The organism is Campylobacter sp. MIT 12-5580 (genome assembly GCF_005406235.1).
In the GTDB taxonomy this organism is placed as follows: Bacteria; Campylobacterota; Campylobacteria; order Campylobacterales; family Campylobacteraceae; genus Campylobacter_D.
The window spans coordinates 150,689-167,050 of sequence record NZ_NXLK01000005.1; the positions used below are offsets into that span (position 1 = coordinate 150,689).

The 16,362-nt window shown below is 32.9% G+C and carries 14 protein-coding genes; 4 read left to right on the forward strand and 10 right to left on the reverse strand.

The features are described from left to right. Position 1 precedes the first annotated feature (1 nt). Entirely contained in the window at positions 2-1,192 is a 1,191-nt protein-coding gene (locus CQA38_RS06700) for an MFS transporter (protein ID WP_137633218.1), read from the reverse strand. 95 nt (positions 1,193-1,287) lie between these two features. Between CQA38_RS06700 and CQA38_RS06705 the strand changes: the two genes are divergently transcribed. After that, positions 1,288-2,346, forward strand: coding sequence for a dehypoxanthine futalosine cyclase (locus tag CQA38_RS06705; protein ID WP_137633239.1), 1,059 nt, complete (start codon positions 1,288-1,290; stop codon positions 2,344-2,346). Positions 2,347-2,415: 69 nt separating this feature from the next. Here CQA38_RS06705 and CQA38_RS06710 read toward each other — a convergent pair whose 3' ends face one another. Further along, positions 2,416-5,040, reverse strand: coding sequence for a TonB-dependent receptor plug domain-containing protein (locus CQA38_RS06710; RefSeq protein WP_137633219.1), 2,625 nt, complete (start codon positions 5,038-5,040; stop codon positions 2,416-2,418). A 227-nt stretch (positions 5,041-5,267) separates the two neighbouring features. On the opposite strand from CQA38_RS06710, the gene CQA38_RS06715 reads away from it, so the two are divergent. From CQA38_RS06715 to recG, 3 genes are all read left to right on the forward strand, one after another. Continuing rightward, the gene (locus CQA38_RS06715; RefSeq protein ID WP_137633220.1) at positions 5,268-6,092 is read left to right on the forward strand and encodes a ChaN family lipoprotein; all 825 of its coding nucleotides are present in this window, start codon (positions 5,268-5,270) and stop codon (positions 6,090-6,092) included. Positions 6,093-6,188: 96 nt separating this feature from the next. Then, entirely contained in the window at positions 6,189-7,412 is a 1,224-nt protein-coding gene (locus CQA38_RS06720; RefSeq protein ID WP_137633221.1) for a pitrilysin family protein, read from the forward strand. Then, positions 7,409-9,241: an ATP-dependent DNA helicase RecG gene (gene recG / locus CQA38_RS06725; RefSeq protein WP_137633222.1), complete on the forward strand. Its 1,833-nt coding sequence runs from the start codon at positions 7,409-7,411 to the stop codon at positions 9,239-9,241. The genes CQA38_RS06720 and recG overlap by 4 nt, the downstream gene beginning before the upstream one ends. 26 nt (positions 9,242-9,267) lie before the next feature. Here recG and CQA38_RS06730 read toward each other — a convergent pair whose 3' ends face one another. The 8 genes from CQA38_RS06730 to CQA38_RS06765 all read right to left on the reverse strand — a co-directional run bounded on the left by CQA38_RS06730 (position 9,268) and on the right by CQA38_RS06765 (position 16,194). Next, complete coding sequence (locus CQA38_RS06730; RefSeq protein ID WP_137633223.1) at positions 9,268-9,858, reverse strand: cysteine peptidase family C39 domain-containing protein; 591 nt, start codon at positions 9,856-9,858, stop codon at positions 9,268-9,270. Then, a complete protein-coding gene (locus CQA38_RS06735; RefSeq protein WP_137633224.1) occupies positions 9,843-10,697 on the reverse strand; it encodes a hypothetical protein in 855 nt (284 codons plus the stop codon). Before CQA38_RS06735 ends, CQA38_RS06730 begins: the two co-directional genes overlap by 16 nt. Positions 10,698-10,813: 116 nt before the next feature. Next, entirely contained in the window at positions 10,814-11,989 is a 1,176-nt protein-coding gene (locus tag CQA38_RS06740) for a Cj0814 family flagellar-dependent secreted protein (RefSeq protein ID WP_137633225.1), read from the reverse strand. A gap of 62 nt (positions 11,990-12,051) precedes the next feature. After that, the gene (locus CQA38_RS06745; protein ID WP_249355227.1) at positions 12,052-12,681 is read right to left on the reverse strand and encodes a hypothetical protein; all 630 of its coding nucleotides are present in this window, start codon (positions 12,679-12,681) and stop codon (positions 12,052-12,054) included. 177 nt (positions 12,682-12,858) lie between these two features. Then, on the reverse strand, positions 12,859-14,214 hold the full coding sequence (locus CQA38_RS06750; RefSeq protein WP_137633226.1) for a Cj0814 family flagellar-dependent secreted protein: 1,356 nt from the start codon (positions 14,212-14,214) through the stop codon (positions 12,859-12,861). Positions 14,215-14,308: 94 nt separating this feature from the next. Next, positions 14,309-14,824: a hypothetical protein gene (locus CQA38_RS06755; protein WP_170999480.1), complete on the reverse strand. Its 516-nt coding sequence runs from the start codon at positions 14,822-14,824 to the stop codon at positions 14,309-14,311. Positions 14,825-14,848: 24 nt separating this feature from the next. Beyond that, positions 14,849-15,598, reverse strand: a complete 750-nt coding sequence (locus tag CQA38_RS09210) for a hypothetical protein (protein ID WP_170999481.1) — start codon at positions 15,596-15,598, stop codon at positions 14,849-14,851. Further along, positions 15,595-16,194 (reverse strand): bacteriocin, encoded by a 600-nt coding sequence (locus CQA38_RS06765; protein ID WP_170999482.1) that lies wholly within the window; start codon positions 16,192-16,194, stop codon positions 15,595-15,597. Before CQA38_RS06765 ends, CQA38_RS09210 begins: the two co-directional genes overlap by 4 nt. Between the last annotated feature and the right edge of the window lie 168 nt (positions 16,195-16,362).

Sequence of the window (16,362 nt, forward strand, 5' to 3'; positions counted from 1 at the left end):
ATCAGCTCAAATAACGTTTATAAAACCAATGCCAATAAAAACTTGCAAAGATAAAAAATCCCCCAAGTAAAGCCGTAATAAGCATCAAAGAAAAACCAAGTTCAAAAAGTAAGCCACTTAAAAGCGAAATAAACACGCTAAAACTCAAATAAGTCATATCAGTATAAGCAATCACGCGTCCAAAATACTCTTTATCACAATGCTCTTGTATAAGCGTATAAGTAAAAGACCAAATCGATGAGGTGCAAAAACCAGCCGCAAGCAAACCTATAAAGGAAAGATAAAAATCAAACTGCGTAAAACTCCACAGCAAAATTCCACTTCCTTGCCCGAAAAAGAGGTATTTAAGCGTGCGTTTGTTTGTAAAAGAGCTTAAGATGATAGGAGCGATGATTAAAGAGCATGCTCGAACAGAGTTTAAAAAGCCTATGACAAGAGCAACTGATAAAATTTCTTTATATTCATGCTTAGCAAGCAAGGTTACTAAGGTTTCATACGCTGTAAGTCCTATAAAAGCATGCAATAAGATAAGATGAAAGATGAGCTTGTTTTTAAAGATATACACAAAGCCATCTTTAATCATACTGATAAATTTTTGTGCTTTTGCAGGCTGAAATTGTGGGATTTTTAAAAGAAGCAAAAGCGATATACCAAAGGCTAAAAGTATGCAGTCAAACAAAAACGCACTATACACGCCAAAAGCACTGATGAAAAAGCCAGCCAAAGCCATACCTAAAGTGTATGAAACCGCCCAATTAATGCTGTGAATTTCATTGACAAGTTTAAGCTCTTTTGGCTCTAAAAGTTTTGCCATAAGACTCATTTCAGCTTGAAAATAAAGCGTTGCGACACAAAGCCTGATAAAGATTAAAATAAACAAAAGCCAAAGCATACTCAAGCTTGTTACAAAAATCAGCATAAAGATAGAAACAAGCTCAAGGCTCGCACTTAAAAGCAAAAGCGTTTTAGGCTTGCTCTTTTCAACAATCACGCCACTAATAGGTGCAAGTAAAATTCCGGGCAAAAAAGCCAGCATAGCACTTATAGAAACTGCCCAAGTAGGAGCGTTTAGATCAACTAAAAGAGTAAAAACGCCAGTTTGTGAAAACCATGCTCCAAAATACACGATAAATTGCACGAAAGCCAAAATACGAACATTTTTGTTGTTTTTAAGCAAAATGATATAATTCATAAGTGAAATTGTAGCATATTTCAAATTTAAAATGCTATAATACAGCCTTTAAAACACAAAAAAGGAAATTTGTGAAAACGATGAATGCAAAAGATATGAATTTTAGCAAAAGACTCAGCCAAAAAGAAGCTTTATATCTGCTTCAAAATGCTGATTTATACGAGCTTGGTGAGCTAGCGTATCAAAAAAAACTTGAGCTTCACCCAGAAAAAATCACTACTTTTGTGGTGGATAGAAACATCAACTATACCAATGTTTGCTGTATAGATTGTGATTTTTGTGCTTTTTTTAGGCATGCTAAAGATAGTGATGCTTATGTGCTAAGCTTTGATGAGATAGGACAAAAGATAGAAGAACTTTTAGCTATAGGTGGCACGCAAATTCTTTTTCAAGGCGGAGTGCATCCTAAGCTTAAGATTGAGTGGTATGAAGAGCTTGTGGAGTTTATCGCTAAAAAATACCCAAGCATTACCGTGCATGGCTTTTCAGCTGTTGAGATCGCCTATATCGCCAAAATTTCAAAAATTTCTATCAAAGAGGTTTTGCAAAGATTGCAAGCAAAGGGACTTTTTAGCATACCCGGAGCTGGAGCTGAGGTTTTAAGCGATAGAGTAAGAGATGAGATCGCTCCTCATAAATGTGATACTCAAACTTGGCTTGAAGTGCATAGGCAAGCACACAAGATAGGTATGAAAAGCACAGCTACGATGATGTTTGGCACTATAGAAAGTGATGAAGAGCTTATCGAGCATTTTGAGCATTTGCGAAATTTACAAGATGAAACAGGAGGCTTTAGGGCTTTTATTTTATGGAGTTTTCAAAGCGAAAATACTAAGCTAAAACTCAAACACCCAGAGATTATGAAGCAAAGCTCAAACAAATACTTGCGTTTGCTTGCTCTTGCAAGGTTATATCTTGATAATTTTAAAAACCTACAAAGCTCATGGGTAACGCAAGGCTCTTTGATAGGACAGCTTGCCTTAAAATTTGGAGCCAATGATCTAGGCTCAACCATGATGGAAGAAAATGTCGTCTCAGCAGCTGGAGCAAGCTATAAGATGAATCAAGATGAGATGATAAGGCTCATTGAAAGTTTGGGCGAAAAGCCAGCTAAAAGAAATACAGCTTATGAAATTTTACAAAGGTATTATTAAATTATTTTTTAAAGCAAACAAAGTTAAGCTAGGGCTTTGTTTGCTTATTTTTTGGTTTGATAAGCCTTTTTAATACCTATATCCCACCTCTACCCAAAACTGCCGTCCTGTTTCATAAGTCTTTTTTATAGTTCTTGTGGCTGTTTTTCCTGTGGTGGTAATGCGTCTATTTAAAACATTTAAAATATCTATATTTGTATAAAAGATATTACCTTTGCTTATATCTATATCAAAGCCAACTCGCATATCCCATGAAAAATTTCCAGCTATTCGTTCATTTTCATATACATAAACTCTTCTATTTAGCCCATCTATATTTTGCATTCTTTCGCTTGTATTTACAAGGGCTTGATATGCTCCTCTATATCGAAAGAAGTTATTTAAAAGCCAAGTTGTCCTGCCTTTTTTAAGCTGATGAGTGCTTGTAAGTCTTAAGGTGTAAGGGCGAGTGAAATTTGAGCTAGGTAAGTCTTTAAGCTTGATAATACTGCCTTGATATTCTGCATATTCACGATCAATTGGATCAAATTCATCATTAAAGTCATTATAAGAACGTTTGGTTTGAGTATAATCAAAGGCAAATAAAAAATAATTATCAATAAAACCTAATGCAAAAGGATTAGAATTTTGCACGCTTAAAGTGATGATATCACTATCTGATCGCCCTGTATTATCATAAGTATAAACACTACTGCAAGCATTGCTCGTAGGATCGATGATACAATTTCTTTGAATTTGATCGCGTCCAAAGCGGTGTATATATTTGCCTACAAGATCAAAATGATAAAATTCTTGAGTAAGACTTACGCTTAGTTCATCATCGTAAGGAATTTTGAGTTTTTTAAAGCTTGTGTTGTTTGGTACAGCATTTACTAAAGTGTTTTCATCGAAGTTTTGGTTAGGATCCATTCTAAAATAATTTTCTTCTAGAGCACTTTTACCATCAGCCAAACGATAAGCAAAGAGATTGCGTCCATAGTAGCGATTTGCTCCAAAGATAAAATTTGTATTAAGTCTATCATCTCGCCCCCAAGGTGCTATATATTTAAGGCTAAATCTTGGAGCAATAGGAGCTTTTTGCATATAGGTATCATAATCCATTCTTAAACCTAAGCGAGTGTTAATATCGCCTTTGTTATCAAGATCAAATTTAAGCTCATCTTCTATAAAAAAAGCTAAATTTGTGCTATCTAAAGAAATTTTGCCTTTTTTGTATTTATTCATAACGCCAAGGAATTGCCCGTAATTAGCTCCTGTTGGATCGATTAAGTTGTTGCTTGGATCGACTGGAGCTGAAGAGCAGTATTCATCTTGACACACATAGTTTGGATCTTCTATACCAAAAGGACTTAAAACATCGCTAGATTCACTAAGTCTTTTAAAATGAGCCTTGGTGTAACCAAGTTCAAACCCAGCATTAAAAATATTTTCAAAGTTATCATTATAATAAGGCTCAAAGCTTTGATTGAGTTTTAGCTCAACATCGCTTTGTATATTATCCTCATCGCCAAAACTTCCTTCGTATTGAAAATCATTAGGATCGCCCCAATTTTTATCAGCTGAATAAATCCATGTTTTGGTGCCTTTTGCATCGCTTCGACGCGATTCTTCAAGATAAGAAAAGCTTGTTTGAGCTGTGAGAAAACCAAATTTATTGTTTATATAGGCTTTTGCACCAAGATTATGCCCTCCGCTTTTTATGGTTGTCCCAGAATTAACATAATCAGCATTATAATACTTGTTGTATTGAGGCATAAAAGCATAACTTGTTTCAAGTGCTATATCATCATTTACTTGATAATCAGCTTTGATAAAGAAATTATAACTTTGCCTTTTTTCTTTTCTATTAACTGAAACTAAATTTGAGGGTGTATTTTGATCTTGCACGAATTCTTTTACCGGAATAAAGCTTTGAGTGGTGGTAAAACTAGCGATGATACCAAGTTTATCATTTATCCTACTTTCTAAAGAAGAACGAAAAGAGTGTTTGATAAATTTGGGTTGATTGCTTCCAGATGAAGAGTTTAAAAATTCTTCTTCATTGCCGTAAATATGATACTGAGTAAGCGAAAAAGCACCCGGCGAGGCATTGCCTTGTGAAATTTGATAAGCAAAATTTGCTCCAAATTCTTTTTGAGCTTTTTTAGTTGTCGCCTCAACAACCCCACCCGTAAAGCCACCATAACTTGCTCCTATATTGCTATCTTGCACGCTTATGTTTTCTAGTAAAAAGCTGTCTATGTTAAGCCCTTGAGAACGTCCTGAAAATTCTCTTTGCTCTCCAGGCGTGTAATCTTCGTTCATACCGGGTTTATTAACTCCTCCGCTTAAGTCATTATTCATGCTCATACCATCAAGTAAAAAAGAATTTTGATAATACAAACCCCCGCTTATAGAGATATTTGCTGGATCAATTTCTCCTGGAGTATTTGAATTAAGTTGGTTATTATCAAACTGCACATTAGGAAGGACTTTTAAAAGACTAGTTATATCACCGTTGCCATTAGGCGCGTTTTTAATAAAGCTTTCATTGAGGCTTTGTCCGGAGCTGTAAGGGTAGTTGCTCGCTTCAACGACTGAAGCTTCAAGCGTGTAATGCCCCCCCCCCGTCGATACTGAAGTGTTATTATCTTCAGCCAAAAGAGAGCTTGAAAGACAAAACAAAGAAGCGACGAGGCTTAAATTTTTACTCATTTTTTGTCCTTTTTACAAAATTAAGCTATGATTATAATATAAATTTTCATAATTTTATATTAAAAATATGTTTTTTATAAAAAATAATTTGAAAGTATATATTAATTATATATTTTAAGATAATTATTTTTTAGGATTTATAAATTCATATACAAACAAAATTTTTAATTTTAATTTAATATTATAAATGATAATATCTACTTTTTATTTTACAAAAAAGGAAAATAATGAGAATAGTTATTTTGTTAGCAAGCTTCTTTTTTCTTGCCTGCTCTACACATCAAAACTCAAAACAAGAGCTTTCATTTCTTGATCAAAACACTTCTTTTAAAGTCAAGGATATGAAAACAAAACATTTTATCTCTTATGATGATTTACTTAATACACTTAAAAAGCAAGATATTGTCATACTTGGAGAATACCACGATGAGAAAAAGCACCATGATTTAGAGCTTGCTTTGGTAAAAGCGCTTTCAAAAAATGAGCCTATAACTATAGCTTTTGAAATGCTAAATGATGATAAACAAGGCTTTATCAACAAAACAAAGGCTGAGAAAGCTCGCATAAAACCTTCTCATATAAGCAAGGCTTTGTCTTGGCAAGATGAGTGGAACTATGAGGATTATAAGGATTTGATCGAATATGTTTTGTATTCAAATAATGATTTTTTAGCTGTAAATTTAAGTCAAGACAAGCTTGATATGGTTTATAACAAAAAGCTCGCACCTCTTCAAGGCAAGCATTCTACAGCCTCAAAAGTTAAGAAAATTCTTTTTGATGAGATTAATTCTTTTCATGCGATGAGTCCTGAGGCAAGTGAGATTTTTGTTGAAGCCCAGCTTAGAAAAGACAGAAATATGGCTGAGTTTTTGCTCGCAAGTAAAAAGCAAATCGTGCTTATTGCTGGGCTTTATCACGCTAATAAAAGCTTAGGTATTCCTTTGCATCTTATGGATTTAGACACCAAACAAGCAAAAAGCGTGAGTGTTGTAGCTCTTGAAGGAAGTGAGATTGGTGAGCAAGATGCTGATTTTATGATTTTTTGGCAGTAAAAGAAAGTATTTGAAAACTAGGCTAAACAAGTTTCAAACTCTTTTTAGCCTAAAATTGCTATAATTTTTCCTTTATTTTACGCCAAAAGGACAAGTATGCTTCATCAGCTTAAATTTAAAGACATTCAAGTTCCTGTTATTTTTGAAGAAAATCATGATTTGCCTATTTTTGTTTTAAGACTTGTATTTAAAAACGCTGGCAAAGCGTATGAAGGCGATATAGATGGACTTGCAAGTATGTTTGCAAGGCTTTTAAATGAAGGAAGTGATGAGAGCTTTTTTAAAGAGCTTGAATTAAGAGCGATTGATTTTAGTGCAAATAGCGGTTTTGAGAGCCTTGAGATAAACATTTCTTGCTTGAAAGAACACGCTCATTTTGCTATAGAAAAATTAAGTCTTTTATTTGAAAAGGTAAATTTTGATGAAAATTTGCTTGCTAGGCTTAAAAAAATCACGCTTGGTGAGCTTGCAAGCAAGGAAAGTGATTTTGACTTTTTGGCTAAAAAATTGCTTAATCAAAGTGTGTTTGAAGCAAAAGAATTTCGCACTAGCAAATACGGCGACAAACAAAGCCTTGCAAAGATGAGTTTAAAAGATTTGCAAGACTTTTACGCAAAGCATTTAAATTTAAACGAACTTATAGTTTGTGGGGGAGGGGATTTTGATTTTGCTGAATTTAAAGCTTTAATCACACCTTGTTTGTCAAAGCTTAAAATCGGCAAGCTTGAAAAAACAAAGACTTTTAAACTCAGCAAAAACCTTAAAGATAAGCTTTTGCTTAAATCTGAAAGCCAACAAGCTTATATTTATTTTGCTTCGCCAATTGATTTTAAATTTAATGATAAAGATACTCACCTTGCAAAACTTGCACTTTTTATACTAGGAGCTGGGGGCTTTGGCTCAAGACTTATGGAAGAAGTGAGGGTAAAAAGAGGCTTGGCGTATAGTGCTTATGCTATGCTTGAGGCGAATTTAAGCTATCAAAGAGTGTTTGGGTATTTGCAAACCAAAAATGAAAATGCAAAAGACGCAAAGGCTTTGGTGTGCGAGCTTTTTACTGAATTTGTAAAAAATGGCGTGAGCGAAGATGAACTTACTCAGGCTAGAAATTTCTTGCTTGGAAGCACGCCACTTCGTTATGAAAGTCTTGAAAAACGACTTGATATGGCTTTAGGCGAGTTTTATAAAGGTTTGGAGCTAGGACACAGCCTCAAAGAACTTGAACGCATTAAAAAAACGAGTTTAAGCGAGCTAAACGCTTATATCAAAAAGCATACAGAACTTAGTCAAATCAGCTTTGCAAGCGTGCAAAATAAATGAAAGTTACGTCTTGTGATCTAGGACTTTTTAAAAAATTACATATTAAAAATGCGATCAATTTGGCTTTATTGTTACCCAAAAAGATAGAAAATTTAAGTCTAAGCAAAGAGCCAAAAGAAGGAATTTGCACTGAAGAAGTGCAGATTTTGGAGTCAAGTTTTAGAGGCGGAAAGCTTTTTGGGCTGTGTTATTGTAAAAATTGGGATATAAAAGCTCATTTTGTCTTTTTTCACCCAAGCAGATGGCATGTGGGCGTTTTTAAACAAGGAAAAGAGTGTATTTTTCACGCTAAGGTGAGCTTTTTTAATAATTTTTGGCAGTTTAATAACCCAAAAATCATCAAAAATGCTAATGCCTTTGAACCAAAATATCAAATTGCTGGCATAAAAGATGAAAACATAGCCAAGCTTATACAAGAATACGTCACAAAAGAAAACCTTGTGGCTGAGGGTATAGATGAAAAAAGAGCGAATTTGCTTGTAAATTTACACCGCTATGACGAACAAAGTTTTGAGATTTTTTCTCATTTAGAGAATTTTTTACCAGATTTAAAATTTGTGGAAATTTATAGCTTTTTAAAACGCTTGCGTCAGAAAAAAACTAGTCCAAAAGCCTATGAAATAAAGCTTTTTGATATACATTCTTGGCTTGAGAGCTTACCTTTTAAGCCAACCTTAGATCAGCTTGGTGCCATCAATGACATAAGGGCTGATTTAAGTCAAAAAGAGGCAAAAAGACGCATTATTATGGGTGATGTGGGCTGTGGTAAAACCCTTGTTTTGCTTGCAGCAGCACTTAGTGTATATCCAAGACAAGCACTTTTAATGGCGCCCACAAGTATCTTAGCAGCTCAGCTTTTTAATGAGGCTCAAAGACTTTTGCCAAATTTTATGCAAGTTGTCTTTGTCAAAGGTGGCAGAAAGGAAAAAGCCCTTGATGAAAAGCTTGCAAAGGCTCATCTTATCATCGGCACGCACGCACTTATCCACCAGCAAGGCTTTGAAGCGGTTTTAGTGATGGTTGATGAACAGCACCGCTTTGGTTCAAATCAACGCCAAAAGATCAGCGAGCTTGCAAGTAAAGATGGACTAAGTCCTCACTTCGTGCAATTTTCAGCCACGCCTATACCAAGAACTTTAAGTATGATACAATCTGAGCTTGTGAGTTTTTCTTTCATTAAACAAATGCCCTTTAAAAAAGATATTCAAACTTTTTGCATACAAGATAAGGATTTTCAAGGCTTACTTGAAAAGATTAAAAGTGAGCTTAAGCAAAATAATCAGGTTGCGATTATTTATCCTCTGGTTAGTGAAAGTGAAAGCTCGCAGTATCTTTCTTTAGAGCAAGCTAAAGAGTATTGGCTTAAGCATTTTAAGAACGTATATATTACGCATGGAAAAGATAAATTTAAAGATGAAGTTTTAGCTCAGTTTAAAGAAAAAGGGCAGATTTTGCTTGCTACAACTGTGGTTGAGGTTGGAATTTCTTTGCCTAGACTTAGCACCATTGTCATCGTTGGGGCTGAAAAACTAGGGCTTGCGACTTTACACCAATTACGCGGCAGGGTAGGGCGTGTGGGGCTTAAGAGCTTTTGTTATCTTTATACTAAGCAAAAAGAAATTCCAAAAAGATTGCTTGAATTTGCTGGGACTTTAGATGGCTTTAAGATCGCTGAGCTTGATCTTAAAAATCGCTTAAGTGGGGATTTAATCGATGGCTTTATGCAACATGGCAATGAGTTTAAGTTTTTTGACTTTAGTAGTGATGAAGCAATCTTAGAAGAAGCAAAGAAAACCTTAAATAAGCAAGATTTATCTTTGAAAGAGTAGGGGCGATTGGCGGTTTTGTTTGTTTGTTATTTTAGCCCTTGAAATTCAAAAATCAAATTTTCAGATAGTTTTTTATCAATGTCTTTGTATTCATTGTGAGTTTCTACAAACAAAGCATATCCGCCCTTTTTGTGCCTATCCCAAATACTAAAAAATTCACTTTTTAAGCTGAGGTATTCACCATGGCTTGGATCAAGCACTTCTAAAAAATCCCCTTTGTGATTGATGATGACTACAAAGTGTGGGAAACGTGGATCATCTTCAATCTTCACAAGCATAGGGATATCCGTAAGCTTATCTAAATTTTCTCTTGTGATTTGGTAAGTCTCGCTTTTATAATCAAGCTTATGCGCGCTTTGTCTTAACTCTGCGAAGCTAATCATATCTGTAAAAAGCTCTTTGTCGCCAAAAAGCTTTAAAAGATCAAGTTCGCTTAGTTTTTTATCATCTGTGAGATTGATTAAAGTCGCTAGTGCAGCTGCTCCGCAGGATTCTTCATAATTTTGTCTTATCGTTCTTTGGTTTTTTAGCTCTTGATAAGAACTAACCACAAATTCAGCCCTTACAAACAATGGCAAAAGCAAGAGCAAGCATAAGACTTTTAGAACTTTTTCCATATACTCAAACCAAAGATACTATCAGGAGAAGCTGAACTTCCGCCAAAGCTTGCGTTAAGTGAAACGGCGGTATCAGAGTTTATACTATAAGTTGAGCCTAAATTTAAAGTTGGGATAGAGCGAATTTCTGAGTTTTGATAGCCATTGATCTTTTGTTTGGTTTGAAAGCGTTGCTGTGCACCCAAGTCTAAAGTGATCTTAGGGCTTAAGATGATGGATAAATCCCCACCTACATAAATGCTATGTCCGTATTCAACCTTGCCTATATCAAAAAATCTTGGCGCATTATACCCAAAGCCAGCATATAAGCTATATACCACCGGATCGCTATAGCCTCTTAAACTTGCTTGCAAGCTTTGGGATTTAAGATAAAAATTCTTTGTGTTGTTGATCACTTTTTCTCTTTGTACCAAAGCTGTTTGAAGGGTGATTTGCGGGATAAGATCAGCTATGCTATCGGCTGTATAGATAAAGCCTAGCCAAAGATTATCAAAACCTATTCTTGTTTTGCTTGAGTATTCGTTAGTGAAAAAATTCGTGTATTCGTGTCTTGCATAACTTGCACTTGCTGAAACAAGTATATCAAATTTAGGATGCAGGGTATAAACAAAGGTTTGACTTAAAAAGCCTTGCTTGGTGTCATTCCAAATGGTGGGATCTCCGCTTATGGTGATATTTGGATAAAGTGAATATGAGTTTGCATTGCCTGTGCTAAGAAGTGAAAAACTCGTAATGCTTCTTAAGCCAATCTGCTTTTTAAAAAGCGAATCTATACTGAGCTCATCACTTGCAAGCATAGCATTAAGGCATATAAATAGAGTTAAAAGAAAACGTTTCATTTAAGATGCAATCCTTAATTTTCGTGGTTTTATCATAAATAAGTTGTTTTTTATATCATAATCTCAAGGCATAAATTTAAACCCTAGCAAGTCAAATCTATCTTGCTCTTTTGTTGCTATACCTTCACATCCAAACTCTTATTTAAAGTATGAAAAGTATTTAAATTTATCTTAGAAAGCATACTTACTAAATCATTTGAATTTAAAAACTCACTTGAATTTAAATCAAGACTTTTTAAATTTAAATTTTTATCTTTTATCCCAAAAATCATTTCAAGAAAATCTTTTTCATCAAAGCTTTCTTCTAAAAGTTTTTTAAGAAGTTCATTTGTATCTATAGCTTTATAAGTTTCATTTTTACTTTCTGCTTGTATTGGAGTAAAAGTTTTTTTGTTTGCTTCATCACTTTGTGAGTTATCATTGTTTTGGATTGAGTTTTCATTTAGCCATTTAGCTTGCTTTGCTTCGACATAGGATTTAAATTCTAAATACTTTTCTTTAAATTCATCAATGCTTAAATTTGAGTTTAAAAGCTTTTGATACGCTCTTTCATCACTACTATTAACCCAGATAAAAATTTCTCCATTCCCAAGTTTATTTTGCTCTAAAAACTGCCTTAAGTCATTTACACTTTCTTCGCTTAAACTTCTATCAAGCCCTAAAAGTTTAGCTCTTATGCTAGTTTGTCCTTCACTTACAAACTGAGAAATTCTCGTTGCAAAAGCATGAAAAACGCCCATTTTAGATATACTACCATCTTCTTGAGTGTAAAGCTTTGAACCTATATCCATTCCATAATAAGAAAAAATATCTTCATTTTTTTCAAGTTTGTATTTTTCAGCTGATTGAGCATTTTGCCAAGGATTAGCAAAGCTAATATAAATATTTGCTTTGTTGCGTTGTTTTAAGCTCATCTGGTTTAGCTCATCAAAAGTATAAGTTTTAGTTATTTCAAGTGTTTTTTTATCAAATTCAAAAGCAAAAGGAAAATTTTGTAAAAGCTCTTCTTTTGTATAACTTTCTTTGTCTTCAAACTTGCTCATAAGCTGAGAAAAAAGCTTATAAACATTTTGTAAAGTTTTAGTTGTATCAAGCTCTGTAAATTCAGCATAATCATTTAAATCAACCTTTCTAAAACCATAATCAAGGGGATTGTAAGCTTGATCATTATTTTTATAGTTTTGCACAAACTCAGCTTGAGTTTGTGGATTGGTGTTTTGTGAGTTTTTGTTAGTGGTTTGTAAAGCTTGGCTTGATGGCGTTGGATGAAAATTTATGGAATTTATCGTCATTACCTTACCTTTAAATATTTATTTAGAACTATTAAATCTTCAATAGATTTGCAAATAGGCTTCTACCTTTTTAAGAGATACTCCATATCACCATTATAAGCATTTCTCATTTCTTGTATTACTTTGTAATGATTAAGCACTTCGCTTGATTTGAATCTATACCAAGAACCAGATTGATGAATTACTGCTACACCATATGAAAAATATAATGTGCGTTTGCCATGACTATCCACATTAATGTGTCTTTTAACGGTATAACCAAGATAAGTTGTATAAGGATCATCTCCAATTATACTCATAACTTCAATTAATCTTCTCTGTGCTTGAGTATAGTGTTTTTGATTGTTTATAGCAGAGGATAGACGGCACTCGCTTACACCTAGTTCGCACATACCGCCATGCAATAAAAGCCCTTGTCGATTGTAATAATATTTTGTCCCATCCTTTTCTGTATATAAGCCAAGTTCTGTATTCCAGTTTGGCACAGCATAAGCAATGACTTCATCATTAGAAAGGGCTTTAAAGCCGACTTGATACCCACCCTTAACCTCTTTCATCTCTTCAAGGCTAAGTTTTTTTACCCCAACTGAATAATCACTTAAATTCCCTTTACTTATCCTTGCTAAAAAATCATCTGCAAAAGTTAAGTTTGCAAACACTAAAACCAAACAAAAAAAGAAAAGCTTTTTCATGATCAAGCTCCTTAAATTTAAGATTTTTTATTTTAAAATTATAACATAAAAATTAACTTATTTATGATAAAGCTTTAAAAAACTTTAAAATTAAAGTAACATTTTTACTAACTAAAAATTTAAATATAAAGCCTTAGTTAAATGAATACTCATTTAGTTAAACAAATATTTTTAAATTTATACCTTCACATCCACACTTTTATTTAAAACATTAAAAGTATTTAAGTTTATCTTTGAAAGCATACTTACTAAATCATTTGAATTTAAAAACTCATTTGAATTTAAATCAAGACTTTTTAAATTTACATTCTCATCTTTTATCCCAAAAAGCATTTTAAGAAAATCTTTTTCATCAAAACTTTCTTCTAAAAGTTTTTTAAGAAGTTCATTTGTATCTATAGCCTTATAAGTTTCATTTTTACTTTCTGCTTGTATTGGAGTAAAGGTTGTTTTGTTTGCTTTGGTGTTTTGCTTACCTTTGATATTTTCTTTCTCATTTTCTATGATAGTTTCTATTGATTTTAACTCATTTTGTGTTTGGCTTGCTTCTTTGTTTTGAAGTTTTTGCCATTGTGTTTTAAACTCGTCAATGCTCAAATCAGAACTAAACAAATCAAGTATTTTAGACATATAGGCAATGCCTTCTTCAAGAGTTTTAACTGAGTTGCTATCTCCTAAAAAAGAATTGCTTTCTATAAAGTCGTTTAAGCTCTTAATGTCTTCTTTGCTTATCGTGGTATCAAAACCCATTAGTTTGCCACTTATGGTTGTTTGCCCACTGATTAGAAAACCATTTTCGTTTTGATTGAGTTGATTTTTTGCAAAAGCTACAAAAATTCCTCCTTTACTTATACTGCCATTTTCTTTTATATAAGAATTTGCATTTTTTTGAATGCTGGTGTAATTTTCATATTTTTGGGAAGAATATGAAGAAAAACTAAAAGAATTTTGAGTATTTTTACTAAAAAAGGTAGAAGTTTCATCTTTGCTTACTGCTTTGTTTAGTTGATTTATATCATTATAAATTTCAAGCACATTGAGATTTTTTCTATCATATTTAAAACCCAAAGGTAGGCTTTGAATTTGTTCCTTGCTAAGTGAATCTTCGCTTGAATACGACATAATCTGGTTAAAAATTTTACTTACATTTTGCAAGGTTTTATCAAAATCTATATTGGAAAAATGTTTGTTTTGCAAGAGTTGATTTAATAGCTCTTGCATATCCTTGGAGTAAATTTTATATTCTTTGGGTAAATTTAATTTTTCATTAAAATCACTAGTAAAAAAGCCTTCCTTATCCACACCATAACCTAAGACTTGAGAGACTGCCTTGTTTTTATCTTGGACTAAATTTGAAATGCTTGAATTTAAAGCATTAGTTTGTGTTATGTTTAAATTTATAGCTTGAGTAGCATTATTTGTCTTAGCTAATGTTTCATTTGAATTTTTGGCTTTTTCTTGTTGAGAATTTAAGGTATTTATATGATTTAAGCTTGCAGAGCTTAAGTATGAATTTATAGAGTTTGTTTGCATTTGAGTTTGCCCTTTAGGGTTGATTTAAGATATAATATATATCGACAAAATACAATTTTGCTGAAGTCATAAACTCCAGCAAATTGAAAAAGCATTATTTAATTCGTAAGCCACCAAGCTGATTATCAAAAGTATTTTTATATCTATAGCTTAATTCTCTGACAATACCATTATTGTTTAAAACAGAGTTTGATTCCTTCCACATTCTACCAGTAGATCTATCAAGAACTACGGCTGCATAGGTAAAATAATTATAGCGTTTTCCTTGTCTTGAAATTGTCCAATTGTTTTGCACTATAAAACCAATATGTTTGTTTGTATAATATGGCTCTTCATTTGTAATCACGGCTTTGAAGTCCTTGTAGTGAGTTCCTGTAATTGCTTGACTTACAGCAAAACTAAGGCAAAAATTAGAACTAGTAAAACAATTTCCTACAGATTGAAACGCACCACCCTTAACCTCTTTCATCTCCTCAAGGCTAAGTTTTTTCACTCCAACTGAATAATCACTTAAATTTCCCTTACTTATCCTTGCTAAAAAATCATCTGCAAAAGTTAAGTTTGCAAACACTAAAACCAAATAAAAAGCCTTAGTTAAATGAATACTCATTTAGTTAAACAAATACTTTTAAATTTATACCTTCACATCCAAGCTTTTATTTAAAACATTAAAAGTATTTAAGTTTATCTTTGAAAGCATACTTACTAAATCATTTGAATTTAAATCAAGACTTTTTAAATTTACATTCTCATCTTTTATCCCAAAAAGCATTTTAAGAAAATCTTTTTCATCAAATTTATCCTCTAAGAGTTTTTGTAAGAGTGTGTTTGTGTCTATACCCTTATAGGTTTCAGTATTAAAGCTTTTGCCTTCTATAGGAGTGAAGTTTTTTTGATTTTTTTCATCGCTTTCTTGTGTTTCAAGCGGCTTTTCTTTTTCTAAATTTCCTTGCGATGTATTGAGTTTATTGCTAAAATCAACAGAGTAATTTTTTTGAAGCTCAAGATATTTCGTTTTAAATTCATCTATGCTTTTACTTGTGTGAAAGACTTCAATATAAGCTTCATCATAACTTACCCCATTAACATTCATCCAATGCGGTGATGTAGTATTTTCACTTATCCATTCAAAGAGTTCGTTAGTTTCTGCTTCTGATAATTCATTTTTTCTAAGTTTATCCTCTATCGAGCCTTCAAGCAATCCTACTTTATCGCTTAATTCGCTATAATCCTTATATATATTTATAAAACTATTGCCTAGCTTTTCTCTTTCCTCCTTTGTAAGTTCAGGATTTCCATTTTGAATGCTGTCATTTTTAATATGAGTAAGCGTTTCTAGCGGATTGCTTCCAAAATATCTGTTAAAAGAACTTAAAGTTATCATCTTGCATACCATCCTCCAAGAGCAGATTCCATTTGCTCTTTGTATTTATTTGCCATCTCTTTAATAATCATATTATTATTCAACATAAGGCTGGAGTTAAATTTATACATTTGCTTGCCTTGAGTATCATATGCACCAACACCATAAGTAAAAACAACACAAGGTTTTCCCATATTCGAAACTTTTACTTGCCTTTTAACTGTATAAACAGGAAGCATAGAAAGAGATTTTTGCGTTATTTGCAAAAATGCTGTAAATCTATTTTTGCTAGGATTTGAGCAAGATGTTTGATCTATGCCACAAAGCCCTTGTGGCGCACTCGTATTCCCTTGAAGATAGTTTGCCATATACTGCAATTCCCCTTGTGTGTATTTTGCTATAGCATATACTTCATCTGCTGGATTCCATTGAGACCCATTGTGCAAAAACACAACTTGATACCCACCCTTAACCTCTTTCATCTCCTCAAGGCTAAGTTTTTTCACTCCAACTGAATGATCACTTAAATTTCCCTTACTTATCCTTGCCAAAAAATCATCTGCAAAAGTTAAGTTTGCAAACACTAAAACCAAACAAAAAAAGAAAAGCTTTTTCATGATCAAGCTCCTTAAATTTAAGATTTTTTATTTTAAAATTATAACATAAAAATTAACTTATTTATAATAAAGCTTTAAAAAACTTTAAAATCAAAGTAACATTTTTACTAACTAAAAATTTAAATATAAAGCCTTAGTTAAATGAATACTCATTTAGTTAAACAAATA

Coding starts and splice junctions, on each gene's coding strand:
- CQA38_RS09210 (WP_170999481.1), bottom strand. CDS start 15,598: ATGATAACTTTAAGTTCTTTTAACAGATATTTTGGAAGCAATCCGCTA.
- CQA38_RS06735 (WP_137633224.1), bottom strand. CDS start 10,697: ATGAAACGTTTTCTTTTAACTCTATTTATATGCCTTAATGCTATGCTT.
- CQA38_RS06740 (WP_137633225.1), bottom strand. CDS start 11,989: ATGACGATAAATTCCATAAATTTTCATCCAACGCCATCAAGCCAAGCT.
- CQA38_RS06715 (WP_137633220.1), top strand. CDS start 5,268: ATGAGAATAGTTATTTTGTTAGCAAGCTTCTTTTTTCTTGCCTGCTCT.
- CQA38_RS06700 (WP_137633218.1), bottom strand. CDS start 1,192: ATGAATTATATCATTTTGCTTAAAAACAACAAAAATGTTCGTATTTTG.
- CQA38_RS06720 (WP_137633221.1), top strand. CDS start 6,189: ATGCTTCATCAGCTTAAATTTAAAGACATTCAAGTTCCTGTTATTTTT.
- CQA38_RS06750 (WP_137633226.1), bottom strand. CDS start 14,214: ATGCAAACAAACTCTATAAATTCATACTTAAGCTCTGCAAGCTTAAAT.
- CQA38_RS06730 (WP_137633223.1), bottom strand. CDS start 9,858: ATGGAAAAAGTTCTAAAAGTCTTATGCTTGCTCTTGCTTTTGCCATTG.
- CQA38_RS06710 (WP_137633219.1), bottom strand. CDS start 5,040: ATGAGTAAAAATTTAAGCCTCGTCGCTTCTTTGTTTTGTCTTTCAAGC.
- recG (WP_137633222.1), top strand. CDS start 7,409: ATGAAAGTTACGTCTTGTGATCTAGGACTTTTTAAAAAATTACATATT.
- CQA38_RS06765 (WP_170999482.1), bottom strand. CDS start 16,194: ATGAAAAAGCTTTTCTTTTTTTGTTTGGTTTTAGTGTTTGCAAACTTA.
- CQA38_RS06745 (WP_249355227.1), bottom strand. CDS start 12,681: ATGAAAAAGCTTTTCTTTTTTTGTTTGGTTTTAGTGTTTGCAAACTTA.
- CQA38_RS06755 (WP_170999480.1), bottom strand. CDS start 14,824: ATGAGTATTCATTTAACTAAGGCTTTTTATTTGGTTTTAGTGTTTGCA.
- CQA38_RS06705 (WP_137633239.1), top strand. CDS start 1,288: ATGAATTTTAGCAAAAGACTCAGCCAAAAAGAAGCTTTATATCTGCTT.